23 protein-coding genes and 1 pseudogene are annotated in these 25,070 nt (G+C 36.5%); 10 read left to right on the forward strand and 14 right to left on the reverse strand.

Annotated features, from left to right (window positions below; all coding sequences use genetic code 11):
- The first annotated feature begins 1 nt into the window (after position 1).
- Positions 2-835, forward strand: a complete 834-nt coding sequence (locus N0B16_RS01050) for a glycosyltransferase family 2 protein (protein WP_262988867.1) — start codon at positions 2-4, stop codon at positions 833-835.
- 49 nt (positions 836-884) lie between these two features.
- Here the strand turns inward: N0B16_RS01050 and secG are convergent, their stop codons facing one another.
- From secG to N0B16_RS01065, 3 genes are all read right to left on the reverse strand, one after another.
- Positions 885-1,235 carry a preprotein translocase subunit SecG gene (gene secG, locus N0B16_RS01055; RefSeq protein WP_262988868.1) on the reverse strand — a complete coding sequence of 117 codons (351 nt, stop codon included), beginning with the start codon at positions 1,233-1,235 and terminating at the stop codon, positions 885-887.
- A gap of 128 nt (positions 1,236-1,363) precedes the next feature.
- Positions 1,364-3,409, reverse strand: a complete 2,046-nt coding sequence (locus N0B16_RS01060; protein ID WP_262988869.1) for a M16 family metallopeptidase — start codon at positions 3,407-3,409, stop codon at positions 1,364-1,366.
- A gap of 53 nt (positions 3,410-3,462) precedes the next feature.
- A complete protein-coding gene (locus tag N0B16_RS01065; protein ID WP_262988870.1) occupies positions 3,463-4,776 on the reverse strand; it encodes a M16 family metallopeptidase in 1,314 nt (437 codons plus the stop codon).
- Positions 4,777-5,115: 339 nt separating this feature from the next.
- On the opposite strand from N0B16_RS01065, the gene N0B16_RS01070 reads away from it, so the two are divergent.
- From N0B16_RS01070 to N0B16_RS01085, 4 genes are all read left to right on the forward strand, one after another.
- Positions 5,116-7,065 (forward strand): PAS domain-containing sensor histidine kinase, encoded by a 1,950-nt coding sequence (locus N0B16_RS01070; RefSeq protein ID WP_262988871.1) that lies wholly within the window; start codon positions 5,116-5,118, stop codon positions 7,063-7,065.
- Complete coding sequence (locus N0B16_RS01075) at positions 7,058-7,426, forward strand: response regulator (RefSeq protein ID WP_262988872.1); 369 nt, start codon at positions 7,058-7,060, stop codon at positions 7,424-7,426. The genes N0B16_RS01070 and N0B16_RS01075 overlap by 8 nt, the downstream gene beginning before the upstream one ends.
- Positions 7,427-7,565: 139 nt before the next feature.
- On the forward strand, positions 7,566-9,896 hold the full coding sequence (locus N0B16_RS01080) for an ATP-dependent helicase (RefSeq protein WP_262988873.1): 2,331 nt from the start codon (positions 7,566-7,568) through the stop codon (positions 9,894-9,896).
- A gap of 91 nt (positions 9,897-9,987) precedes the next feature.
- On the forward strand, positions 9,988-10,815 hold the full coding sequence (locus tag N0B16_RS01085; protein WP_262988874.1) for an alpha/beta hydrolase: 828 nt from the start codon (positions 9,988-9,990) through the stop codon (positions 10,813-10,815).
- A gap of 123 nt (positions 10,816-10,938) precedes the next feature.
- Here N0B16_RS01085 and N0B16_RS01090 read toward each other — a convergent pair whose 3' ends face one another.
- From N0B16_RS01090 to N0B16_RS01100, 3 genes are read right to left on the reverse strand one after another with little or no spacing between them, the layout of a single operon-like run.
- Positions 10,939-11,937 (reverse strand): alpha/beta hydrolase, encoded by a 999-nt coding sequence (locus N0B16_RS01090; protein WP_262988875.1) that lies wholly within the window; start codon positions 11,935-11,937, stop codon positions 10,939-10,941.
- Positions 11,938-11,957: 20 nt separating this feature from the next.
- The gene (locus N0B16_RS01095; RefSeq protein ID WP_262988876.1) at positions 11,958-12,341 is read right to left on the reverse strand and encodes a DUF3037 domain-containing protein; all 384 of its coding nucleotides are present in this window, start codon (positions 12,339-12,341) and stop codon (positions 11,958-11,960) included.
- The gene (locus tag N0B16_RS01100; RefSeq protein WP_262988877.1) at positions 12,328-13,101 is read right to left on the reverse strand and encodes a HipA family kinase; all 774 of its coding nucleotides are present in this window, start codon (positions 13,099-13,101) and stop codon (positions 12,328-12,330) included. The genes N0B16_RS01095 and N0B16_RS01100 overlap by 14 nt, the downstream gene beginning before the upstream one ends.
- Before the next feature lie 126 nt (positions 13,102-13,227).
- On the opposite strand from N0B16_RS01100, the gene N0B16_RS01105 reads away from it, so the two are divergent.
- The gene (locus N0B16_RS01105; RefSeq protein WP_262988878.1) at positions 13,228-14,088 is read left to right on the forward strand and encodes an alpha/beta hydrolase family protein; all 861 of its coding nucleotides are present in this window, start codon (positions 13,228-13,230) and stop codon (positions 14,086-14,088) included.
- A 101-nt stretch (positions 14,089-14,189) separates the two neighbouring features.
- Here N0B16_RS01105 and N0B16_RS01110 read toward each other — a convergent pair whose 3' ends face one another.
- The 7 genes from N0B16_RS01110 to N0B16_RS01140 form a co-directional block, all read right to left on the reverse strand.
- The gene (locus tag N0B16_RS01110) at positions 14,190-15,011 is read right to left on the reverse strand and encodes a flavin reductase family protein (protein WP_262988879.1); all 822 of its coding nucleotides are present in this window, start codon (positions 15,009-15,011) and stop codon (positions 14,190-14,192) included.
- 96 nt (positions 15,012-15,107) lie between these two features.
- A complete protein-coding gene (locus N0B16_RS01115; protein ID WP_262988880.1) occupies positions 15,108-15,518 on the reverse strand; it encodes a GxxExxY protein in 411 nt (136 codons plus the stop codon).
- A 102-nt stretch (positions 15,519-15,620) separates the two neighbouring features.
- Positions 15,621-16,868 carry a fumarylacetoacetase gene (fahA, locus tag N0B16_RS01120; RefSeq protein ID WP_262988881.1) on the reverse strand — a complete coding sequence of 416 codons (1,248 nt, stop codon included), beginning with the start codon at positions 16,866-16,868 and terminating at the stop codon, positions 15,621-15,623.
- Between the two features lie 35 nt (positions 16,869-16,903).
- On the reverse strand, positions 16,904-17,362 hold the full coding sequence (locus tag N0B16_RS01125; RefSeq protein WP_262988882.1) for a hypothetical protein: 459 nt from the start codon (positions 17,360-17,362) through the stop codon (positions 16,904-16,906).
- 67 nt (positions 17,363-17,429) lie between these two features.
- Positions 17,430-18,560, reverse strand: a complete 1,131-nt coding sequence (gene hppD, locus N0B16_RS01130; RefSeq protein WP_262988883.1) for a 4-hydroxyphenylpyruvate dioxygenase — start codon at positions 18,558-18,560, stop codon at positions 17,430-17,432.
- Between the two features lie 221 nt (positions 18,561-18,781).
- Entirely contained in the window at positions 18,782-19,567 is a 786-nt protein-coding gene (locus N0B16_RS01135) for a hypothetical protein (protein ID WP_262988884.1), read from the reverse strand.
- A gap of 99 nt (positions 19,568-19,666) precedes the next feature.
- Entirely contained in the window at positions 19,667-20,854 is a 1,188-nt protein-coding gene (locus N0B16_RS01140; protein ID WP_262988885.1) for a homogentisate 1,2-dioxygenase, read from the reverse strand.
- Positions 20,855-20,975: 121 nt separating this feature from the next.
- On the opposite strand from N0B16_RS01140, the gene N0B16_RS01145 reads away from it, so the two are divergent.
- Both N0B16_RS01145 and N0B16_RS01150 read left to right on the forward strand, forming a co-directional pair.
- Positions 20,976-23,048: a TonB-dependent receptor plug domain-containing protein gene (locus tag N0B16_RS01145; RefSeq protein ID WP_262988886.1), complete on the forward strand. Its 2,073-nt coding sequence runs from the start codon at positions 20,976-20,978 to the stop codon at positions 23,046-23,048.
- The gene (locus N0B16_RS01150; protein ID WP_262988887.1) at positions 23,045-23,536 is read left to right on the forward strand and encodes a thioredoxin fold domain-containing protein; all 492 of its coding nucleotides are present in this window, start codon (positions 23,045-23,047) and stop codon (positions 23,534-23,536) included. Before N0B16_RS01145 ends, N0B16_RS01150 begins: the two co-directional genes overlap by 4 nt.
- Here the strand turns inward: N0B16_RS01150 and N0B16_RS01155 are convergent.
- Positions 23,525-23,886 (reverse strand): annotated as a pseudogene (locus tag N0B16_RS01155) (DUF1304 domain-containing protein). The gene N0B16_RS01150 and the pseudogene N0B16_RS01155 overlap by 12 nt on opposite strands.
- 66 nt (positions 23,887-23,952) lie before the next feature.
- Here N0B16_RS01155 and N0B16_RS01160 point away from each other — a divergent pair.
- Entirely contained in the window at positions 23,953-24,525 is a 573-nt protein-coding gene (locus N0B16_RS01160; protein WP_262988888.1) for a Crp/Fnr family transcriptional regulator, read from the forward strand.
- A 65-nt stretch (positions 24,526-24,590) separates the two neighbouring features.
- Positions 24,591-25,028: a carboxymuconolactone decarboxylase family protein gene (locus N0B16_RS01165; protein ID WP_262988889.1), complete on the forward strand. Its 438-nt coding sequence runs from the start codon at positions 24,591-24,593 to the stop codon at positions 25,026-25,028.
- The last annotated feature ends 42 nt before the right edge of the window (positions 25,029-25,070 follow it).

Here is a 25,070-nt window from a genome sequence, read left to right on the forward strand (position 1 = left end):
TATGAAGCTGTCTGTTATTATTGTTCATTATAATGTTTCGCAACTGCTCAGAAATTGTCTGCGGTCTATCCAAAAATATATTTCAGGGATTAATTATGAAGTGATCGTCATTGATAATAATTCTGAAGACAAATCCTGGAGAGATCTTATTGCGGAATTTCCGGAAGTGAATTTTATTGCTTCTAAAGAAAATTCGGGATTTTCTAAGGCCAATAATGCAGCGGTAAAAACAGCGAAGGGAGAATATGTTTTAATTCTGAATCCGGATACGGAATTTGAAGGTTTTTATATGAAAGATATTCTGAATTTTGCAGATTCTAAGCCTCAATTTGGCTGTCTTGGTGTAAGAATGCACGACGCAGAAGGGAACTTCCTGCCTGAAAGCAAACGCTCGGTTCCCGATATGTTTAATTCATTTGAAAAGCTTTTTACCAATTTTAAAAAGAAAAATTTAAAATCATATTACAGAAATGATATTGGTGAATTTGATATTGCCGAAGTAGATGTGATTACGGGCGCTTTTTTTCTGGCAAAAAAGGAAGTGTATGAAAAAGCAGGCGGTTTAGACGAATCTTATTTTATGTACGGAGAAGATATAGATCTCTGCTTTACATTTCTTAATCGGGGTTTCAGGAATTATTATTATGGAAAAGCTTCAATTCTTCATCATAAAGGTGAAAGTACTATAAAAGATGAGGTTTATCTTGAAAGATTCTATGGGGCAATGCAGATTTTCATTGATAAATATTATAAAAAAAGTAAACCTTTGCAGTATTCTTTCTTAAAAGCAGGTTTGAAACTCCGGCATAAAATTGAACTCATAAAATTAAAATAAAAAAAAGCCACTCTTTTGAGTGGCTTAAATATTTGTAAGCATTAAATCTTTATTTTGTAGGTGCCGGAGTTTTTACCGGAACTTTGGTGGTAGAAGCAGGATCTGCTTTACCGGCAGGAGCTTCTGTTTTCGAAGGATTCTGCGGAATAGGGACAGTCTGTGAAGGTTTACCGGTTACCACGACACTGATCAGGATCAGTACGATGATGACCGCACCCAGCGTCCAGGTTGCTTTTTCCATGAAATCATTGGTTCTCTGTACGCCGAACTGTGCAGAAGATGCACCGCCAAATGTACTTGAAAGACCGCCTCCTTTTGGGTTCTGAGCCATAACAACAATTACCAATAAAACACTGGCAATCATAATAAGAACCATCAATAGTATAAATATAGTATCCATTAATTCTGATATCTTTTTGAATGGGCAAATTTAATCTTTTTTTGCGGAACAGCAAAATAAGATTCATAAGATTAGGTAAAAATAAAAAACGGCGGCCATGGCCGCCGTTTCAAACTGTATATTGGTTCTTATTTGAAGTCAGAATCTTTTGCCTGATTTACCTCGTATGATTTTACATTCATGGTCATATCCATTCCCATTTGGCTCATGGTAACTGTGTAAGGCATTTTAACTCCTGCCACATCTTTATAATCAGAATATGTCGTCGGAACACTTATTTGCTGTCCCTGAGCTTTTACCATCTCGGTAGATCCTGTTTTTAAACCTGTTTTTACGCTATAATAATAGGTTTTATCATTCCCTTTGATTGCGTAAGAATCTTCACCGTTGATTTTCTCAATTCCTGCCAGTTTATATTCCGGAGACTTTGCAAACGCCAATTCGTCAAAAAGCTCAGGATTTTTAAGATGTTCTGCCACTTCTTCTTTAGTCATCGGCACTTTTTTCCCCATTTGCTCAGAATATCCCTGAGTTCCGTCAAAAACCTGCTTTTGAACAACCTGTCCCATTGCCATCACAGTATTGGCTTCTTTTCCGCCCTGCGCTTTAATGACTTTGAAATCAATATTCTGGCCCTGCATAGCCATTGAGGCCGTCATTGTATACGATGCTACTTTCGCCAGATTTGCTTTTCCGCCAATCGCGTTGATGTATTTATCGGCAATAGAAGCTACTGTTACACTACCATCAACTTTTTGAGTGATCGGCTTTCCGACAGGATTGGCATTGCTGTCATAATATTTTACAGGATATCCTAATTTTTCTAATCCCTCAGAAATCTCAGACGCTTTCCCTGCGATAAAAATTCTGCTTTGGTTTGGTAAAACAGTTGTTTTTACCGCGTTCGAAACATCAGCAGCGGTTACTTTATCGATTGATTTTAAATAATTGGTATAAAAATCATCCGGAAGATCCTGAACTTTCTGATTTACCGCAAATCTTGCAATTGTTGCAGGCTGCTCTAAAGACATGATGAAGCTACCTTTCAGTTTTGCTTTTGCATTGGCCAACTCTTCAGGTTTCACCGTTGAGATGCCGTTGATTTCGTTCATGAATTCTTTTACAGCTTTGTCTGTAACTTCATTTCTTACACTTGCTTCAGCAGAAAATTCCGGGGAATATTTGCTTGCGCTCATGCTGGAATAGGCACCGTAAGTAAATCCGTTTTTCTCACGAAGATTCATGAAAAGCCTAGCTTCACCGCCACCTCCAAGAATGTAGTTGGCAATGGTTGCAGGGAAATAATTAGAATCCTTCATTTTAAGGTTGTTGATATTTCCTACAGAAACTACAGACTGTACTGCAGAAGGTACATCTACTACATCAATTTCAGTTTTGGCAACATTAGAAGCCGGCTCTAAAGGTGCAAATGTAGTATTGGCTTTTTTCCAGTTGCTGAATGCTTTTTCAACCATTGGCTTTACCTGGTCATATTTTACATCTCCTACAATTACAAGATACGCATTATCCGGAGCGTAATATTTTTTATAGGTATTCTGTACATCAGCCAGCTGAATCTTATTTACGCTTTCAACGGTTTCAAACTCTCCTCTTGAAGTGTCTTTTCCGTACATCAAAGCGTTAGAAACTCTTCCTGCAATAGAAGAAGCATTCTTCTCTTCGCTTTTCAGGCTTTCGATTGCTCTTTCTTTTGATTTTTGAATTTCGTCTGCCGAGAATTTAGGATTAATAATTGCATCAGACATCAAAGTAAGTACCTGAGGAAAATATTTTGAAAGTGAGTTAGACGCTGCTCCTGAAGAAGAAAAATTAAGATTTGCTCCTAAAAAGTCTATCTTTTTATTGAATTCGTCTTTGCTTAGCGTGGTGGTTCCGTTACCCAGCTGTTCTGCCATGATGTCGCTTACTCCGGCAACTGCACCTTCATAATACGGCTGTCTGTCCATAGAAAGGCTCATGTTTACTCTTGGCAGTTTGTTATTTTCAACAACCATTACGGTTAATCCGTTTTTAAGCTGAAAAGTTTTTGGTTTTGCAATGTTAATGGCGGGAGTAGGTCCCGGTTTCGGCATCGCATTGATATCAATTTTTTGTGCAGAAAGCATTCCTGTGAATAAAAATGCTACGGCTATATATGTTAATTGCTTTTTCATTTGTAAAAATTTAATTTTTAGTAACCTGTTTGAAGAATTCAGTTCTTATCAAATTACTTTTTTTCAGGAACGTAATTAATGATTACTCTTTGGTTAGGATTCAGATACTTTTTGGCAGCATTTTGTAAATCTTGCTTTGTGATCGATCTGTAAATATCAATCTCTTTATTGATTAAGTTGGTATCTCCCATCAATACGTGATTGGTTGCCAAAGAAGCAGCAATCCCCTGAATGCTTGAATTGGCATTCACAAACTGATTTTCAAACTGATTCTGTAATTTCTGATAATCTTCCTGAGAAATCAAAGTTGTCTGAAGTTTTTTGATTTCCGCATCGATATCTGCCTGTAAAGTCTGCTTCGTCGTCGCTCCCATAGGAATGGCAAAGAAGGCAAAAATTCCGTAATCTTCAAGACCCTGGTTGAAAGCCTGCACCTGAAGTGCTTTTTTCTCCTGATCTACCAATTTTTTGTACAATACAGAAGATTTCCCGCTGCTTAAATAAGAAGAAAGCATATCGAGAATGTATGCATCTTTTTCTTTGTTTGCCGGTGTTCTGTATGCGAAAACATACGCTGGAAGCTGAATGTTCGGATCAGTAGCCGTTACTTCTTTTTCCTGAGTGATAGGTGCATCTTTCGGGAAATTTTTAGGATAAAGGGTTCCTTTTGGGATGGCTCCGTAATATTCCTGGATCCATTTTTTGGTCTGTTCAGGTTTGATATCTCCTGCAACCACTAAAGTAGCGTTGTTCGGAACATAGTATTTTTTATAAAAAGCCTGAAATTCTTCCAGTTTTGCACCGTTAAGATCTTCCATAGACCCGATTGTAGGCCAGTTGTATGGGTGGTTGGTGAAAAGGTTTTTTTGTACGGTTGTGAAAAGATTTCCATAAGGCTGGTTATCCATTCTCAGTCTCTTTTCTTCTTTTACCACTTCTCTTTGCGTATCTACCCCGATCTGATTAATTTCTGCATGACGCAGCCTCTCAGATTCCATCCAAAGACCTAACTGCTCATTGTTGGAAGGGAAAGTTTCGTAGTAATATGTTCTGTCGTTGGTTGTATTTGCGTTGTTCTGCCCACCGTTTGAAGAAACGATCTTAAACCACTCACCTCTTTTGATGTTAGGAGTTCCTTCAAATAAAAGGTGTTCAAAAAAATGTGCAAAACCTGTTCTTCCTTTTACCTCGTCTTTTGCTCCTACATGATACATTACTCCGGTTGTAACTACCGGTGCAGAATTATCCTGATGAAGAATTACATGTAAACCGTTTGGTAAGTCATATTCTTCGAATTTGATTTGCTGTGCATTCAGCATTGCTCCAAAAAAGGCCGCTGCTGCAACACTAAGAAGTCGTTTTTTCATAAATAGAAATTGTTTTGTCAATTAGTTTCAAAAATACATTAATTGTTACAATTATTAATCTATTTGTAGTTAAAATTCTTAATATGTGATGTTTGCTTACATGAATGATAAAAAATTATTCATGAATGGATAATCTTTCTTTAGTATAATATATTTTTAAAAATAAGCATTTCAATTACTGGATTATACTGAAGGTTTTATTCTTCAATATATTTATGCAGAATGATAAGTCATAAAATTTATGATGTAAAATATTTAAATTAGTGCATTCCGGAGCAGAATTTCAATAAATTATTAATAACTTTATCTCCCGTTTTTATTAGTAAAAACGGGTTTTGTATGTCTATAAACGTAAATTATTTTACTTTTAGAAAACATCAGTCAGTTTTAATTAATTATGCCTTAAAGCAATATGAAATGAAAAGTTTTTTAGAACAAAATGTATCACAGGATTCTCTTGTTACCTTATTCAGCCAGGCTCCCGTTGCAATGTGTTTGCTTATAGGAGACCAGCTTGTTGTACAGAATGCCAATCCGCAGATTCTTGAGCTTTGGGACAGAGATGAGGAGGTCATCGGCAAACCAATATTTGAGGTACTTCCGGAGATAAAAGATCAGGGTTTTCAGGAAATTTTTGACAGTGTTTATAAGAAAGGTGAGATATTCAACGGAGACCGGCTGCCTATTTTTTTGGAAAAATACGGCAAGTTTGAAGAGCGTTTTTTTAACTTCATCTATGCGCCTGTGTATAATGGTGACCAGAAAATTATCGGCATTAGTGTGGTGGCAACAGAGGTTACAGATCAGGTCATTTCTGAGAGAAAGCTGAAAGAAAGTGAATACCGATTTGAAGATCTTATCACAAAATCAGATTATTCTATTGCTATATATCGCTCAGATGACTTGTATATCGAGCTTGCCAATGAGCTTATGCTAAAAACATGGGGTAAAGACAGCTCGGTAATCGGGATGAAACTGGAAGATGCGCTTCCGGAGCTGGAAGGTCAGCCATTTATAGGTATTCTGAAAGATATTTTTGCAACCGGAAAAACATATACGGCGACAGAAGACCGTGTAAATTTGGTTGTCGACGGAAAACTTCAGACGTTTTATTTCAATTTTTCCTATAAGCCGCTTAAAAATTCTAATGGTGAAGTCTATGCTATTTATAATATGGCGGTAGATGTTACGGATCTTGTCATTGCCAGAACAGAAATTCAGATAAGAGAAGAAAAATTCAGAGAACTGGCAGATTCTATGCCGCAGTTTGTCTGGACGAGTGATGAAAAAGGAAAAATCATGTATATGAATGAAAACTGGTATCGGTATACGGGTTTCGATAAAGATACGGATCCGCACGAATCACTCAAAAAAATCATCAAACCGGAGGTCTTCAAAAAAGTATCTGCAATTTGGAATGAAAGCGTGAAAACAGGAAAACCTTTTGAAGTAGAGTACGAATTTCAGGACTTTAAAAACCCTGAAATATACAGATGGTTTCTAGGAAGGGCAGTGCCTACTTTTGATGAAAACGGAAATGTAAAACAATGGATCGGAACATTTACCGATATTGACGATTTTAAACAGCTGCAGACCCAGAAAGACAATTTTCTCGGTATCGCAAGCCACGAACTCAAAACACCGCTTACCAGTCTTAAGTTATACACTCAGTTTATAGAGAAAAACCTGGCCAGAAAGAACGATATTAAAAATGCAGACGTAGCCAGAAAAATGGATTCTCAGATTGATCATCTTACTGGTTTGATCAGCGATTTACTGGATGTTACCAAAATTCAGAACGGTAAAATTCAACTCAACGAATCGTATTTCGATTTTGATCAGCTTACAGAAGAGGTGATCGCAGAACAGCAGATGAGTTCCAGGCATAAAATTATGCTCAAAAAATCTATTATAGGAGAAGTGTATGCAGACAGACACCGTATCTCTCAGGTAATGAGTAATTTAATAAGCAATGCCATCAAATATTCTCCGGATGCGTGCGAAGTTCACGTTTCCGCATTACTGGAAGATAATAACAGGATTACATTCAGCGTAAGAGATTTCGGAATCGGCATACCGGAAGATAAGCAGGCTAAAGTATTTGAACAGTACTATCGGGTAAGTGGCTCCAAAGAACATACTTTTCCGGGACTTGGGCTTGGTCTATACATCTCCTCAGAAATTATTAAAAGAACCGGCGGAAGAATTTATGTACATTCAGTAGAAGGTAAAGGGTCTGATTTTTGCTTCGAGATTCTGAAGAATAAAAAAGTAAAAGAAAATGCATAGTTCCGCAAAAGTTGTAGTTGTAGATGACAGTCCTGCCATTGTAGATTCGATAGAGATGATGCTTGATTTTGAAGGATTTCAGATTGAAAAATTTTATAAAGGTTCAGATATGCTTAAAACCCTGAGTGCCGATTCAAAACCCAATGTAATTCTGATGGATATGTGGCTTTCAGGAGAAGACGGAAGAGATATATGCAAAGTTATAAAAGCGGATGAAACCCTTCGTGATATCCCTGTCCTAATCATGTCTGCAAGCAGAGGATTAGAACAGTCTGCTTTAGATGCAGGCGCAGATGCGTTTATTGCAAAACCATTTGATCTGGGAGATATGGTAGACCGTATAAAATCATATACAGAATAGACAAACAGGTTTTCAAAATAAAAATCAGCAGAATATTTTTTGCTGATTTTTTTGTTTTTAAAATTAAAGATCTGCAATCGCTAAAATTTGAATTCTCCTTATAATACATTAATTTTGTATTCCGAAATTTTTTTGCTGTATGGATTATCTGAAAGGACTCAATGAATCACAATATGACGCCGTAACCACTTTACAGGGGCCTTTAATGGTGCTTGCGGGAGCGGGTTCCGGGAAAACGCGTGTACTTACCATGCGTATCGCACACCTCATTACCAACGGAGTAGACCCTTTCAATATTCTGGCCCTTACCTTTACCAATAAGGCAGCAAAAGAAATGAAAGAACGTATCGCAAAAGTAGTGGGCCAAAGCAATGCAAAAAGCATCTGGATGGGAACTTTCCACTCTGTTTTTGCAAGAATTCTGAGAATGGAAGCGCATTATTTAGGTTATCCTTCCAATTTTACCATTTATGACCAGCAGGATTCTTTAAATGTCATCAGAAAAGTGCTGAAAGACATGAATATTGATGCAGATTTATACAAACCTAAAAAAGTTCAGGCAAGAATTTCCAATTATAAAAATAATCTTATCACCGTAAGAGCCTATTTTAATAATCCCGAATTAATGGAGGCGGATGAAAAAGCCAACATGAAATTTATCGGGAAGATTTATGAAAAATATGTCGAAGCCTGCTATAAAAACGGCTCGATGGATTTTGATGATTTATTATTGAAAACCAATGAATTATTAACCCGGTTTCCGGAAGTTCTGGCAAAATATCAGGATCGTTTCAGGTATATTCTCGTAGATGAGTACCAGGATACCAATCACTCCCAATATCTGATTGTAAAAGCGCTGGCTTCAAAATTTGAAAACATCTGTGTGGTAGGAGACGATGCACAATCTATTTATTCGTTCCGTGGAGCCAATATTTATAATATTTTAAATTTCAAAAAAGATTATCCGGAAGCCATCACGGTTTCTCTGGAACAAAACTACCGCTCTACCCAAAATATCGTGAATGCCGCCAATGTTGTCATCTCTAAAAACCTGCAGCAATTCAAGAAAAATGTGTTCAGTGATAACGAAGAAGGGGATAAAATAAAAGTATACCGCTCGCTTTCTGATGCCGATGAAGCCAATTTCGTGGCCGGAAACATTTGGGAACTAAGAAACAGGGATCAGAGAAAATACAGCGACTTTTCAATTTTATACCGTACCAATTCTCAGACCCGGGCTTTTGAAGACTCTTTAAGACGTAAAAACATTCCTTATAAAGTATACGGCGGTTTGTCTTTCTACCAAAGAAAAGAAGTGAAAGACCTCATTGCCTATCTTCGGCTTTTAATCAATGAAAATGATTCTGAAGCGTTAATGAGAATCATCAATTACCCTACAAGAGGAATTGGCGAAACGACGCAGAATAAATTGATTGTATTTGCCGATTCTCAGAATATTCCGGTGTCTAAAGTACTTGACAATCTTACGATGTACGCGCCGCAATTAAAATTTAATAACGGTGTGATCACGAAACTGAGTGATTTCTGGTCTATGATTCAGGCATTTAAAGTGTTGCTGAAAACAGAAACAGTGTATAACGTAGCTATGGAAGTCGCCAAGAGAAGCGGCCTGATCAAATTCTTAAAAGACGATCAGACTCCGGAAGGCATTTCACGGGTAGAAAATATCCAGGAATTGATGAATTCCATGCAGGGTTTTATTGAAGAACAGATGCAGCTGGAAGACGGTGACCCAAGTTTATCCAATTTCCTTGAAAATATCGCCCTTTCTGCAGATACTCAGAGAAAAGATGATGACGAAGACATGGTTTCCCTGATGACGATTCATCTTTCCAAAGGGCTGGAGTTTCCCGTGGTTCATCTCGTTGGTTTAGAAGAAAATTTATTTCCGAGCTTTATGAGCTCTACAACCCGTGAAGATCTAGAAGAAGAAAGAAGATTGTTTTATGTGGCGTTAACGAGAGCAGAAAAACAGGTGTTTTTCTCTTATGCGGTTTCTCGTTTTCAATGGGGGAAAATTACCGATTCAGAGCCTTCGCGGTTTTTAAGTGAAGTAGATGAGCAGTATATAGAACTCTTAAATCCTGCTATCGAGAGCCGTTTTGTCAATCATTCCGGGATTACCTCCAATATTTTTGATGAATATCCCACGGAAGCAAGAAGCTTCAGAAAAGTGGAGAAGAAAACCATTGAACGAAGCGAGAAAGACAAACCTGCCGCTGAACCGAGAAAACTAAAACCGGTAAGTACCGCAAAAATCATTAATCCGAGCGGAGCTTCTTCTCAGGATATCGAAGTGGGGGATAAGGTGAGGCATGACCGTTTTGGCGTAGGCGAAGTGAAGTTTTTAGATGGAACCGATCCGCAAAATATTAAAGCAAAAGTAGTGTTCTTACATGAAGGTGAGAAAAACCTGATTTTGAAATATGCTAAGCTGACGAAAATATAAAATCAAGTTCACCACAAATTAACAAACAGATTTTTCCTCAAAAGTCTGTTTTTTTATAAATTCACATCACATCTTAAATCCAAAAAATAAAATGAAAAAAATCTTCTTCTTACTATTAATTGTATTGTTTTCATTCAAATTATTTTCTCAGGAATATCAAACTATTTCTAATATTCATTATTATGATCATCAAACCAACAGTTCAGATGTGTATATTAATGAAAGATGTGTTCTTGATCTGTATGTCCCAAAAAATGTAAAAAACTTCCCCACTGTTATTTGGTTTCACGGTGGAGGTTTGACAGGTGGACAAAAAGAAATTCCGGAAGAACTAAAGAATAAAGGGATTGCTGTGGTAGGTGTCAATTACAGGCTTTCTCCCAAGGTAAAAGCCCCGAAATATATAGAAGATGCCGCAGCTGCAACGGCATGGGTTTTTAATAATATTAAAAAATACGGAGGAAGTGAAGATTTAGTTTTCATTTCCGGACATTCTGCGGGAGGTTATCTTGCGATAATGGTTGGTTTGGATAAATCGTATCTGAATAAATATAAAATTGACGCCAATCAATTAGCAGGAATCATCCCCTTCAGCGGACAGATGATTTCTCATTTTACAACCAGAAAAGAAAAAGGAATTGATGAGCTGGATGCAAGAATTGATGACATGGCACCGCTTCATTTTATCCGCGCCGATGCACCTCCTTTACTTTTAATTACAGGAGACCGAGAGAAAGAATTACTCGGACGTTACGAGGAAAACGCTTACATGTGGCGAATGATGAAGTTGAAAGGGCATAAAGAGACTACCTTATATGAACTTGATGGTTTTGATCACGGTGGAATGGCGCATCCTGCTTTTCCTTTGCTTTTAAATGAAATAAAACGAATTGAAAATCTTAGAAAAAGAAGAGGCTAAGAATGAATGACCACATTTATTTTTGCAATAAAGATCATCAAAACCTGAAAAGGCAAGATGGAACAGGGTCTGCTGCATTCTATTATGGAAAATTATGGTAGTTAATGCTTAAATATTAAAGTGCTATTGTTTGTGCGCAATAATAAAATTCACCATTGCATCATTCAATTCATTTTGGTATGCTTTATCGATGGTTTTAAAACCATGATCACCTTTTTCAACTACAATCAAAGTATTTTCTGTATTTGCTTTTTTCAGCATTTTTACTAGTCTTTTAGAATGTTTCAGAGGTGCTACTTTGTCTTTATTTCCGTGCAGAATCAAGGTAGGAACGGTATTTTGAGTATAATTAATAGGAGAAATGTTTTCGCTGAATTCTATCACTTTTTTCCGGTCTGTATTAATGTCATATCCTGTTATTCCTTTAGCGATTTTTGATCTGATGTCAATGATTTTTTCGGCTATTAAACCTACGATATACAATAATGGTTTTGGCGCTCGGGTGTGAAGAAGCTTGTTGATATCGGTAGGGCCGAAATTATCAACCACATAATTGACCTTTCCGGAATATTTCGCAAGATCGGGATCTCCTACAAATTCATTATCGGGAGTATACGCAGAAAGCAATGAAAGATGTGCACCTGCAGAAACTCCCCAAAAACCAATATTCTCCGGGTCAAAACCATATTTTTCGGCATTTTTTCTTACCCATCGCACCGCGTCTTTGGAATCTTCAACCGGACCCGGGAAATGAACATCTTCGCTCACCAGTCTGTAATTGACACTTAAAACCGCATAGTTTTTTTCGGTAAGTTTTAAAATGGTCTGTTCAATATAATTATCCGGAGTAATTATTTTGTCACCGAGAGCCCATGCTCCGCCATGTAAGAAGATAACAACCGGTATTTTTTTGTCAGTAGGATTTTTTGGTTTGTAAATATCCAGAAGAAGATCTTTACCTGTACCGTCTTTTTTATAAGTAATGTTTTCAGAAACAGCTGTCTTTTCCTGAAGAAGAATGCTTTTTGCCGTCTGTGCGAATGTGGATGCTGTAAAAAAGAAAATAAAAAACAGGTTTAGAAAAAACCTGTAGATATGGATATGTGCTGAAAATAAATTCATAAGTAATTTAATAAAGTATATTATTTTACTAACTCCTCAAAAAGTTTACCAAAAGTCTTTTCCAAGTCTTTAGATTTTCCCGGATGAGGTCTTGAGGTTTGCACGACAGCGCTTCTTACCGCTGTTAACCACCGGAAACGGTCAGGAATTTCCATTTGGGCAATCGGCCCGCCGTCTTTTGCGCCATCAGCAATTTTTTTAAAACTTTCAAGATTTGTGATAATGTCGTCATAATCAAGTTTGCTTTGCATCAGTTTAAACTTATCGGGACACAGATAAAATTCTACCCGGATAAATTTTTCTTTCTTTGAAAACATCACGAGTCCGATGTTGAAAAACTCTTCTCTCTCAACTTTTGGAACCAGGCGGATCACGGCATATTCGTAAATTTTATCCTCTTGCATGTTTGGCTTCGTTTAAAAAGATTTTAGAATTTTCCAGGCGTGTTTTTAGAAAATTGAAATAAACCTCACGGATTTCGTCCGGATTTTCATCAGCGTCATTCCAATAAAGCCAGTCTTCCGGAATCAGATTGACAATTTCTCTGAAAATCTCATCGTTTAACATTTCGTGTGCAAATTGGTCTGCATCGTCAAGCATGGCTGCTTGTGGAAGTAAAACATGATCTTTCACATATTTGAAAGGTGTTTTTGCAGCCGCATCAAAATTTTCCCATGAATGATGAAAATAAAAAGAAGCGCCGTTATCAATTACCCAAAGCTCTTTATGCCACATCAGAAGGTTGGTATTTCTAAAAGTACGGTCGATATTGGTAATAAACGCATCCAGCCAGACAATTTTTGAAGCCAAAAGAGGATCAACTTTTATACTGGAATCAAAAGCAATCGCTTCAGAAAGATAATGCAGCCCTAAATTTAACCCTTCAGAAAATTTCAGCAGGTCCTGGATTTCTTCATCCGCTTCGGTGCGCCCGAAATCTACATCCAGATAAGCAAAAACCAATTCCGGGATTTTCAGTCCTAAAGCCTGAGTGATTTTTCCTCCTAAAAGCTCAGAGATCAGCATTTTTACACCGTGACCCGCACCACGGAATTTTAAAACATATTTAAAATCATCATCTGCTTCTGCCAAAGCGGGAAGTGAACCTCCTTCGCGAAGTGGCAGGATATAGCGCATTACCGTTACTGTTCTTAGATTCAACATAGCGCAAAAATAAGATTTTACTTTGTGTTTCGTTCTAATTTTAATATTTTTAAACTAAAATAAGGTTTGATGACTGTCTTTAGTTAGTTAAGATTTCTTTCAAATTACTTAAACTAAATTTAAATAATGAATATTATAAAAAATCTCAATATAAAAGTTTCAAATCCTGACACCAAAGATTTTCTTGCTGATGCATATTATCCTGAAACTGATCGTCCATTGCCTTTGATTATTTTCGTTCATGGGTATAAAGGATATAAAGATTGGGGCGCCTGGAATCTGATGGCAGAGAAATTTGCACAAGCCCGCTTTTTTTTCGTTACATTTAATTTTTCCCATAACGGAACGACTATAGAAGATCCGCATAATTTTGCAGACCTTAATGCTTTTGGAAATAATAATTATTCTAAAGAACTTTCTGACCTGAGCGCGGTTGTTGATTATTTTATCAAAGATCCGAAAGTGGATGCTCAGAAAGTAATTTTAATCGGTCACAGCAGAGGAGGGGGAATTTCTATTATCAAGACGTGTGAAGATGAAAGAATCAATGGTTTGATCACCCTTGCAAGTGTAGATTCTTTAGAGAGATTTCCAAAAAAGGAAGCGCTGGAACATTGGAAAAAGGAAGGAGTTTATTATGTGACCAATGGAAGAACAAAACAGGAAATGCCTCACTTTTATCAGTTTTACGAAGATTTTGAAAAGAATATTCACCGTTTTGATGTTGAACGCTCAATGGAAATGGCTATGGCTCATATTCTAATCATCCATGGAACCGATGATGAAAGCGTTAATGTAAAAAATGCCGAACATCTCCATATCTTAAACCCTAATTCTGAACTGTTTTTAATTGAAAATGCAGATCATACTTTCGGAGCTAAAGAACCGTGGACAGAAGAAGGATTACCTGAATATTTAAATATCGTTACCGAAAAGTGTATTGAATTTCTCAACAGTAAATTTCTTCAAGGAATAAAAAAGGAGTGATCATATTCACTCCTTTTTTGAACCGGATTATAATAGAATCTACGTTTGTAACGATCAAGTAACGCTGATAATCTTAAAATCTTAATGTATATCTTGATGGTTTATTTAATTAAAATTTTCCACGCTTCTTCAATTTTGCTTTCCAGTAATAATTTCTGTGCTTCTTGATGAATGGTTTCATCACCATGAAAATGTTCACCAGGTAAAACTTCAACATTGGCAAGCATTCCCAGATCATTCCCAGTGAATATTTTGCTGTATTTTATTTCGTTCGGAAGAAGATCAAACCCGATTCCTTTGGTGACTAATGGTTTTGGAACCTCAAAAAGATGAGTCTCGTTGTTTCTCGAATACCAGTTTCCGCCAAGACGTGCCACCATATCTAATTTTGCCTGATCTAAATTTCCTTCCTCATTCAGGTATTCTTCTCTGATATGGATTTTTTTAACCTCACAAATCACCAGATTTCCTGCGCCGCCCTGATCTCCCAAAGATTTTACCTCTAAAACCGCGCACTCGAAATTCACGGGGCATTCAGCAATTAATTTAGGTTTCACCAAATCAGCATCTTTCATCGTGAGACCGGATTTGATAAATTCGTTCACGCCGTCACCATATTCTGTGGAAGCTAAAGAAATCTGCTGAACAATCGGAAAATTTACAGTTCCGATTACTACTTCAGAAACTTCCAGAATATTTTCCAACGTATGTTTGGTGGTATTATCTCGGACTCTTCTTGAAGGTGAAAAAATCAGAATTGGAGGAACCGTACTGAACATATTAAAAAAACTGAACGGCGACAAATTGCTGTTGCCATCTTTATCAACGGTAGAAGCCAATGCTATCGGACGTGGTGAAACGGCTGTCTGCATGATGGTTTGTAGCTGAACGGGTGTAATATCTGATGGGGAAAGTGTTTTCATTACTATTATTTCTTTTTAACACATAAGTCACATTAGTTATATTGATTTTTTGCGGATATTTAGAAAACATTAGTTTGAAAATCTATAGATTTTCTTTTATGTAAGTCTTTCAAAATTTTTATTTACAAAAGTTTCTGTTCCTTCATGATATAAATTATAAACATTGAAGTTTATTAATATTGATTTTGGAACTTTTAGTAAATTCATATAATTCATCGTCTGTGCTTTATGAATCGGATGGATTTCTGATACTGATTTTAATTCTAAAACAATTGAATCTTCAATTAAAAAATCACACTTAACCTTACAATCAATCTTTAATTCTTTATAAATAAGTGGAATTTGTAATTCACTTTTATAATTAATACCCAGTAAATAGAATTCTCGCTCTAAACATTTATGATAGACCTCTTCATAAAGACCAGGACCAACAATTCTATGAACTTCAATGCATGCCCCCACAATTTTATAAGTTAGTTCATTGATGTATTTCTTTGTTATTTCCATTCTCACTGTGTTTTTAAAAATCTTAAGATTTTTAAACTAATGTGTTCTTTTACAAGTATGTAAAATTTCTTTGTGACTTATGTGTTAAGAATATAAAACTGTTTATTTTGTAGGAATAATTTTACCGGAAACTTCACCAAAACCAACTCGCACCCCATCTTTTTCAGACCATGCTCTCATAATAACCGTATCGTTATCCTCAATGAATTTTCTTTCCTGCCCGTTGTTTAGTGTAATAGGATTTTGCCCTCTCCATGTGAGTTCAAGCATAGAGCCGTAAGATTTGGGATCGGTTCCTGAAATGGTTCCGCTTGCATACAGGTCGCCTACTTCTACGTTACAACCATTTACGGTATGATGAGCCAGCTGCTGTGTCATGTTCCAGTACATGTATTTATAATTGCTTTCAGAAATAAGGTTTTCTTCCCCGTTTTCCGGCTGAAGAAAAACTTCAAGATTGATGTCGTAATTTTTATCACCTTCAAATTTCAGATACTCTAAAACTTCAGGATCCTGATTTGGAGATGCAGTTCTGAACGGCTCCAAAGCTTCCATTGTAACAACCCATGGTGAGACGGATGAGCCGAAATTTTTACCTAAAAAAGGTCCTAACGGAATATATTCCCAAGACTGGATGTCTCTTGCCGACCAGTCATTGAAAACCACCATTCCGAAAATAGCATCTTCAGCTTCTTTTGTTGAAATGCTTTCGCCCATTTCGGTGTTTTTATTAAGAATAAAAGCCATTTCCAGTTCAAAATCAAGCTGTTTTGAAGGCCCGAAAATTGGTTTTTCTGCATCGGCAGGTTTTGTCTGCCCTTTCGGACGGTTGATATCGGTTCCTGAAACTACGATTGAGGAAGCTCTTCCGTGGTATCCTACAGGCAAATGTTTCCAGTTGGGTAATAAAGCATTGGCCGGATCTCTGAACATTTTTCCGACATTGGTTGCGTGCTCGATGCTGCTGTAAAAATCGGTGTAGTTCGGAACGTGCACCGGCATCATCATTTTCACTTTATCTAAATCATAAAAAGCATCTTCTATGGTTTTCTGGTCTTTCGACAGGAGAGAACCTTCCTGCAACAGTTCCTGAATTCTCAGTCTTACCGCATTGGTTACCGGCTTTCCCAATTCGATAAATTCATTCAAAGTGTATGCTTCAAATACATTATCATCAAGTCCTTCAATTTGTTCAAAATAAGCAAGGTCGTATAAACCTGCGAGATCAATAACCTGATCGCCGATTCTTGTGCAGCATCCGATGAATTCTTTGTTAAAAACCGCTACTCCGAACGGAATGTTATAGATTGAAAAATCTGAATCTGCGTTATATTCTACAAATGATTTCATAGTGTGCAATTATGGTTTGTTTAAATAAGATTGAATTATTTTTTGGTGTAGGATTCTTCATCAATCCACCGGTCTCTGGAATTGATATCGATCAGATAAAGAATATCTTTTTGTTTGGTCAGCAGTAATGTTTTGACGACCGGAATCGGAATTTTTTTATTTTCTAAATGGTCTGCACGGAGGGAAAGGATGTTTTTCTTACGGATCATATCTCCAGAAAATACATTAGATGTGCTTTGTCCGGTTGCTTTATCATCAAATACTTCCACATAAGTGATGTTTTTTCCGTTAATGACAATAAAGCTTCTTTCCGTATGATCTGAAAAGTCTTTGATGAGCACAAATTTTTTGTGATCTACCGCTACATTTTCAAGATGTTGATTAATGCCCTTTCTTTCTTCAAGGCGGTTAAGAATGTCATTCATTGCTCCGTAGTTCTGAGCTTTAAGCAAAAGCCCAAATAAAAAAAGCCCCAAAATTAATATTTTTCCCATAAGTGTTTAGGTATAAAAAGTTTTGCCAAGATCTGCATCCTGGCAAAACGGTGTTATTAATATAAGATTAAAGATTTCCTCTTTTTTCCTGCTCTCTTTCCAATGCCTCAAATAATGCCTTAAAATTACCTGCACCGAAGCTTTGTGCACCATGTCTTTCAATAATTTCAAAGAAAAGTGTCGGGCGGTCTTCTACCGGTTTTGTAAAAATCTGTAACAGGTATCCTTCCTCATCGTGATCGATTAAGATTCCCAATTCCTGAAGCTTTTTAAGATCTTCGTCAATATGTCCCACTCTTTCAGGAACCATATTATAATACGCTTCCGGCGGTGGAGATAAAAATTCTACCCCTCTTTTTTTAAGCTCAGTTACGGTATGGATAATATTTTTTGTGGCTACGGCGATATGCTGTACTCCTTCACCTTCGTAGAAATCAAGGTATTCTTCTACCTGGGATTTCTTTTTGCCTTCAGCTGGCTCATTGATCGGGAATTTTGCAAATCCGTTTCCGTTTGACATTACTTTAGACATCAAAGCAGAATATTCTGTATTAATCTGTTTATCATCAAAAGACAGGATATTTACAAATCCCATTACTTTTTCGTACCATTCTACGGTCGGAATCATTCTGTCCCAGCCAACATTTCCTACACAATGATCTACGTAAAGTAAACCTGCATCTTCTGGCTGATAAGTGCTTTCCCACTTTTGATAACCCGGCATAAATGGTCCTGTATAGTTTTTTCTTTCTATAAACATATGCACGGTTTCTCCATAAGTATAAATCCCGGACATTTTTACTTCGCCATGCTCGTCTGTTAAAGTAACAGGCTCTAAATAGGGTTTTCCGCCTCTTTTTGTGGTTTCTTCAAAAGCACTGTATGCGTCATCTACCCATAATGCCAGGATTTTCACTCCGTCGCCGTGTTTTTTTACATGTTCGCTGATGGGCGAGTCAGATTTAAGGCCTGTTGTTAGGATCAGCCTGATTTTCCCCTGTTGAAGAACGTATGATGCTCTGTCTTTAACTCCTGTTTCCGGACCGGCATACGCGACAGACTGGAACCCGAAAGCGGTTTTATAATAATGAGCTGCCTGTTTGGCATTCCCTACATAAAACTCAATGTAATCTGTACCGTTGATCGGCAAAAAATTTTCAGCCTGAGCTATTTTTTCGGCAAATGTAAGTGTTGACATATTTTCTGTTTTACTTTTTATTTATGACTCTGCAAATTACGAAATTCCTGTATATTTTTAAAACAAAATCGATCTGTAATGATTTATCTGATTCTCAAAATAAAATAAAGTTTATTTAAGTATACATAAGTTTATTGTTGAATCATTATTTATTCTATATTTGCAATTAGAAACTAAGTGTCGAAAAGAGATTATTAATAAAGTCGTGAAGTATCACGGCTTTATTTTTTTTTATAGTTTAGTCTTCCTGCATCTGGATTATAATTGTCCCATATTTTCCAGGTATCATCAATCTTACGGAAAAAGTAGATTTGTGTATTCAGCTGATTCACAAAAAATTTTTCTCCGGTAGGACTTACCTTAAAGAGGAGGTTCCAGAATTCTTTTGTTTCCAGTATTTTTTTATCAGGCTCATCGGAAACGATGTTGATATCAAACACTTCAAAATTTGAACGGTTGTTTTTAGTAATCAGTTCAAACTTTCTTTCGCAAAGTTCTCTGCTAAACTGTGATGCTCTTTCGATGAAAGGGGAATTTTCAAACACAAGATCGTCAAATAAATCCAGTCTCAAAACAGGAAAATTTTTATACAGCTCAAATACTGTTGAGCAATATCTGACAATCATATCCATTGAAAATATATTCTTTTCGGAAGGTTCAGACGCAGAACTGTTCAGTCCGGAAAACCGGATGTAAGCATTGAGATCTTTAAACCCCAAAAAAATGCAGATTTTATCTAATGTTTTAAGAAAACGAAGATCACTGTGAGTTTTATCCTGATAATTATTTTCAAAGAAACGCTGCAGCGTAATGTGTGAAATGGTATTTCCTAATTCAAATCTTTTATCATTTTTAAGCTGATCAGAAAAAGAAAGTTCTTCTTTTATAATTTCTGACAGGATGATATAATGGCTTCTTTTCCATTCAGCAACATTTCCCAAAACCGAGTTCCTGATTTTAGGATGTTTGATGACCTCCTGTTTAATCAAATTATATATCGTTTTCAAATGATTTGGTTTGAAGAAATTTCAGCAAAAGTTTGCTTATGTTCTTATTAATGATCTCTTTTTTAAGATTTAAAATTTATTAAACTTTAAATATTCAGTCTATTCCTGTGATCGGTCTTCCAAACCGTGATCTTCACTTTCCAGCCATGAAGTTTTATAAGAAGGATCTTCCACTTTCAGTGCTTCTTCAGTTATTTTTAAAGGACGGAACGGATCTACCATCACTGCATATTCTTCTGTAAATTTTTTCCCGATGCTTCTCTCCATGGCTCCCGGATGAGGCCCGTGAACAATTCCTCCCGGATGAAGGGTAAAGTCCATCAGATCAATATGGTTTCGACTCATAAAATCACCTTCCGTATAGAATAAAACTTCATCAGAATCGATATTTGAATGATTGTAAGGGGCAGGAATTGCCATCGGATGATAATCATACATTCTTGCACAGAATGAGCAAACTACAAAATTGTGTGCCTCAAAAGTCTGGTGAACCGGTGGCGGCTGATGAATTCTGCCGGTAATCGGTTCAAAGTTTTTAATATTAAATTTATAAGGATAAAAATATCCGTCCCAGCCTACAACATCAAAAGGATGCGTTGCATAGATAAAATCCGTAATCTGATTTTCTTTTTTTACCTTAATTAAGAATTCTCCTTTTTCATCTTTAGGCTGCTTAAAAGTGGGTGCAATAATGTCTCTTTCACAGAAAGGAGAATGTTCCAGAAGCTGTCCGAATTCGTTTCGGTACCTCTTCGGAGTATAAATCGGAGAATGGCTTTCCACCACAAAAAAAACAGTATCATCAGCATTCAATTCAACCTGATAAATCGTTCCTCTCGGAATGATAAGATAATCACCCGTCGAAAACTCCAGATCCCCTACAAAAGTTTTTAATATGCCGCTTCCGTTGTGTACATATAAAAGCTCGTCACATTCAGCGTTTTTGTAGAAATAATCCATAGATTTTCTAGGTTTTGACAATCCCATTTTAAGATCATTGTTTACCATCAGAAACTTTCGGCTGTCCATAAAATCGTCTTCAGGAGTAACATTCATTCCCTTAAACATTCTTGGGGTCACATTTTTTTCAATCGCAATTTTAGGGGTAACATCTTTTGCTTCGCCGATTGATTTTATCTGAGTCGGGCGATGAATATGATATAGTAATGAGGAAATTCCGTGAAATCCTTCCGTTCCGAAAAGCTGTTCATAATAGAATTTATCTTCGGGAGATTTGAAAACCGTATGTCGTTTTTGAGGAATATTCCCCGCTTGATTATATCTCATTTTACTTTTATATGGAGTTTCATCAAATTTAATAATTTTTGATGAATAAATTTCAACGAGTTTGAAGATGAAGTTTCCTTATTGAAAAATATTTGTTAGCTTTGTCTAACAATTTAATTTTATGAGGCGAATATTATCAATTTTTATTTTTATTTCAGTCTGCTGTTTTTCGCAGGAGACCGATAGTTTAGATCTTAATCAGCCGAAAATAACTGATTCCGTTACAATTCCAGCAAAAAAACAGCTCAAAACAAAAGATATCGACGATATAGTCATTACAGGAACAATAAAGCCGATCAGCAGATCAAAAAGTCCGGTGGCGGTGGAAATTTACAGTCAGAAATTTTTTCAGAAAAATCCCACTCCGAATATTTTTGAAGCAATTGCGATGGTTAATGGAGTAAAACCTCAGTTAAACTGTTCGGTCTGTAATACAGGAGACATTCATATCAATGGGTTGGAAGGTCCATACACAATGATTCTGATTGACGGGATGCCGATTGTAAGCTCGCTTTCAACCGTTTATGGTTTAAGCGGAATCCCGAACAGCCTGATCGACAGAATTGAGGTAGTGAAAGGTCCGGCTTCCTCTCTCTACGGCTCTGAAGCGATGGGCGGAGTCATCAATATTATTACCAAAAATGCTTTGACCGCTCCGAAATTAAGTATGGATCTTATGACAACATCCTGGAGTGAAAATAATATGGATCTGTCAACAAAATTCAATGTTGGAAAAAATGCCGCATCATTATTAAGTTTAAATTATTTCAATTATAAACGAAAAATTGATGAAAACGAAGATAATTTCACCGATTCTGCTTTACAAAACAGAATATCCGTTTTCAACAAGTGGAACTTTAAAAGAAAGGAAAACAGAATGGCAAGCGTTGCGTTGCGGTATTTGTATGAAGACCGTTTTGGCGGGGAAATGCAGTGGAATACATCGTATCGCGGAAGCAATACAGTATACGGAGAAAGTATTTATACAAACAGAATAGAGGCTTTCGGGATGTATCAATGGCCGATAAAAGAAAACATTATTACTCAGTTTTCCTATAATTTTCATGATCAGGATTCTTTTTATGGAAGCAATCCTTTTAATGCGACACAAAAAGTGGCTTTTGTGCAGACATATTGGGACAAAAAGTTCGGAAATCATGACCTGATTTCAGGAATTACCTACAAGAAAACGTTTTACGATGATAATACACCCGGAACTTTATCAGGAGACGGATTTACAAACGATCCGATGAAATCACCTATTCTAGGAGCATTTATTCAGGATCAATGGGAAATCAATGAAAGGAATACGGTATTACTGGGCTATAGATTTGATTACGATAAAATCCATCATTCTGTCCATTCACCACGTTTTGCATGGAAATATTCTCCCAATCCGTATCATACGTTACGATTCAATTTTGGGACAGGTTTTCGTGTGGTAAACCTATTTACCGAAGATCATGCGGCATTAACCGGCTCGCGGGAAGTCGTGATCAAATCAGATTTAAAACCTGAACGATCTATTAACGGAAATTTAAATTATGTCTGGAAAATTTCTATGGGAGGTCGTTTGATTAATCTTGATGCTTCAGCATTTTATACGTATTTCAGCAATAAAATTGTTGGTGATTTTGATAGTGATCCTGAAAAAATTATTTACGATAATCTTAACGGTTATGGGATTTCAAGGGGTGCTTCCATGAATGTGGATTACAGTTTTAGTTTTCCGTTGAGTATTAATTTAGGCGTGACGTATCTTGATGTGTATCAGAAATTTGATGGTGAAAATGAAAAAGTACAGCAGTTGCATGCCCCAAAATGGAGTGGAACGTACAGTTTGACCTATCAATTTCCCGATAATCTGACGATAGATTTTACGGGACAGTTTTACGGACCGATGCGATTGCCGGTTTTACCGGATGATTACCGACCGGAATATTCTCCATTTTATTCTTTGGCGAATATTCAGGTTTCTAAAAGTTTCAAATCAGGGTTTGAAGTGTATTGCGGGATTAAAAACCTGTTCAATTTCACTCCGAAAAATCCGTTGATGCGGCCTTTTGATCCGTTTGATCAGCACGTCAATGATCCAATAAATAACCCGAATCATTATACTTTCGATACGACTTACGGATTTGCTCCGATGCAGAAAATAAGAGGTTTTATGGGGATGAAATATATTTTGAAATGAAAAACTTAATACTTTTTTCGCTACTGATACCTTGTTTTTATCTTTCGCAGTTCAAAACAGTCACTTTTTCTGACCTTGAAATTGTACAGAAAGATCATCCAAAACCGGTTATCATCCATCTTTACACAGATTGGTGTTCAGTTTGTAAGATTGAAAAATATAATTTGAGTAGGGACAAAGATTGGACAGAAAGAATTAATAAGGATTTTTATTTCATTAATTTCGAAGCGGAAAAAACGAAAAATGAAATTCATTTTCAGGGAAAAGAATTTAAATATTTGCCCAATGGAAATTCTGGAATTCATGAGTTGGCTCTGGCTTTGTCGAAGAATAAAAACCAGCCGGTATATCCTTTGTGGATTATTTTAGATAAAAAACAGAATTTGGTTTATTATCATGAAGGGCAATTTACCCCTAAACAAATGAAAGAAACTCTGGCGAAAATTACGGGTGATTCCGGGCAGCAACCGCAAGAATTATCTCAATAAAACCGCAATAATTCCCAAAATCGCCGGCAAAGCCTGAACAAAAAATATTTTTTTTGCCGCGGATATTGCACCGTAAATTCCTGCAATGGCAACACTGCTCAGGAAAAACAAAGCGATATTGGTCTGCCATTTCGGATCTTCTATCAGAAAAGACCAGAATAATCCTGCCGAGAGAAATCCGTTATAAAGTCCTTGATTGGCAAACCTTTTGTAGGCTTAAACATTTCCGCAGGGAGTGCAGATTTAAAAACTTCTTTTCCTTTGGTTTCCCATGCAAACATTTCCATCCAGAGAATGTAAAGATGTTCTATGGCAACGAATGCAATCAGAATTTTGGCAACGATTTCCATGATTTATTGTTTTGTTATGGTAAAACTAAAAAAATAAAGTTATGTTTGGGTTATGCAATTTTAAAAATGGATACTTTCAGAGCACATTTAAAGAAATTTATCACGATTAATGAAGAAGAGTATATTTCTATTCTTTCTTTTTTTGAAATGTTGGAAGTGAGGAAAAAACAAACTCTGATGTTTGAAGGAGAAATATGTAAATACAAATATTTTGTGTTGGAAGGCTGTTTGAGAAAATTTTTCCTCAACGAAAAAGGAGTAGAGCAAACTACAGAATTTGCCATAGAAAACTGGTGGATTTCCGATACTTTTGCTTTTGAAAAACAGATAAAAACAACTTTTAACATTCAGTCTGTAGAGCATTCTAAAATTTTAGCGATTACATATCAGTCTCAGGAGCTTTTATTGCAAAAACATCCGGTGATGGAAAGGTATTTCAGGATTATTTATCAGACAGCATATGCCGCTGCAGAAAAGAGAATCCGTTATTTACATGAGATGAGCAGAGAAGAGCTCTATGTTCATTTCAGCACGCAGTATCCTTGGTTTATCCAGAGAATTCCACAATATCTCATTGCTTCTTTTCTGGGTTTTACTCCGGAATATCTGAGTGAAATCAGATCAAAATTACGTTCTTAAACCAGTTTAAGATTATTGCAGTTTTTATGTCGGAGCTTTGTTTCAGAAATTAAAACAAAAATAAAATGAACACAAGAGCAAACATTGAAACCAACTCCGCACCTTACAAAGCCATGCTGCATCTGGAAATGTCTTTACAGTCTTCAACATTAACCCCTATTCAGAAAGAGCTGATCAAAACCCGAGCTTCACAGATCAACCAATGTGCATTTTGTCTGGATATGCATACGAAAGATGCCCTGAAATATGGTGAAACGCCGCAAAGGCTATTTCTTTTAAACGCATGGCGTGAAACCGACCTTTTTTCGGAAGAAGAAAAAGTGATCTTGGCAATGACGGAAGAAATCACCTTGATTCATCAGCAAGGTTTATCAGATAAAACCTATCAAGAGGCAATGCAGTTTTTTAATGAAGATCAGATCAAAAGCATTATCATGGCTATTATTACCATTAATATGTGGAACAGAATCGCAATCTCAACACACCTGCAAATCGGAAAATAAATTTTCAGACATTCATTATTCACTAAAAAAGCTCATCAAATA

Origin of the sequence: Chryseobacterium gilvum, from assembly GCF_025628965.1 — a bacterium.
Lineage (GTDB): Bacteria > Bacteroidota > Bacteroidia > Flavobacteriales > Weeksellaceae > Chryseobacterium > Chryseobacterium gilvum.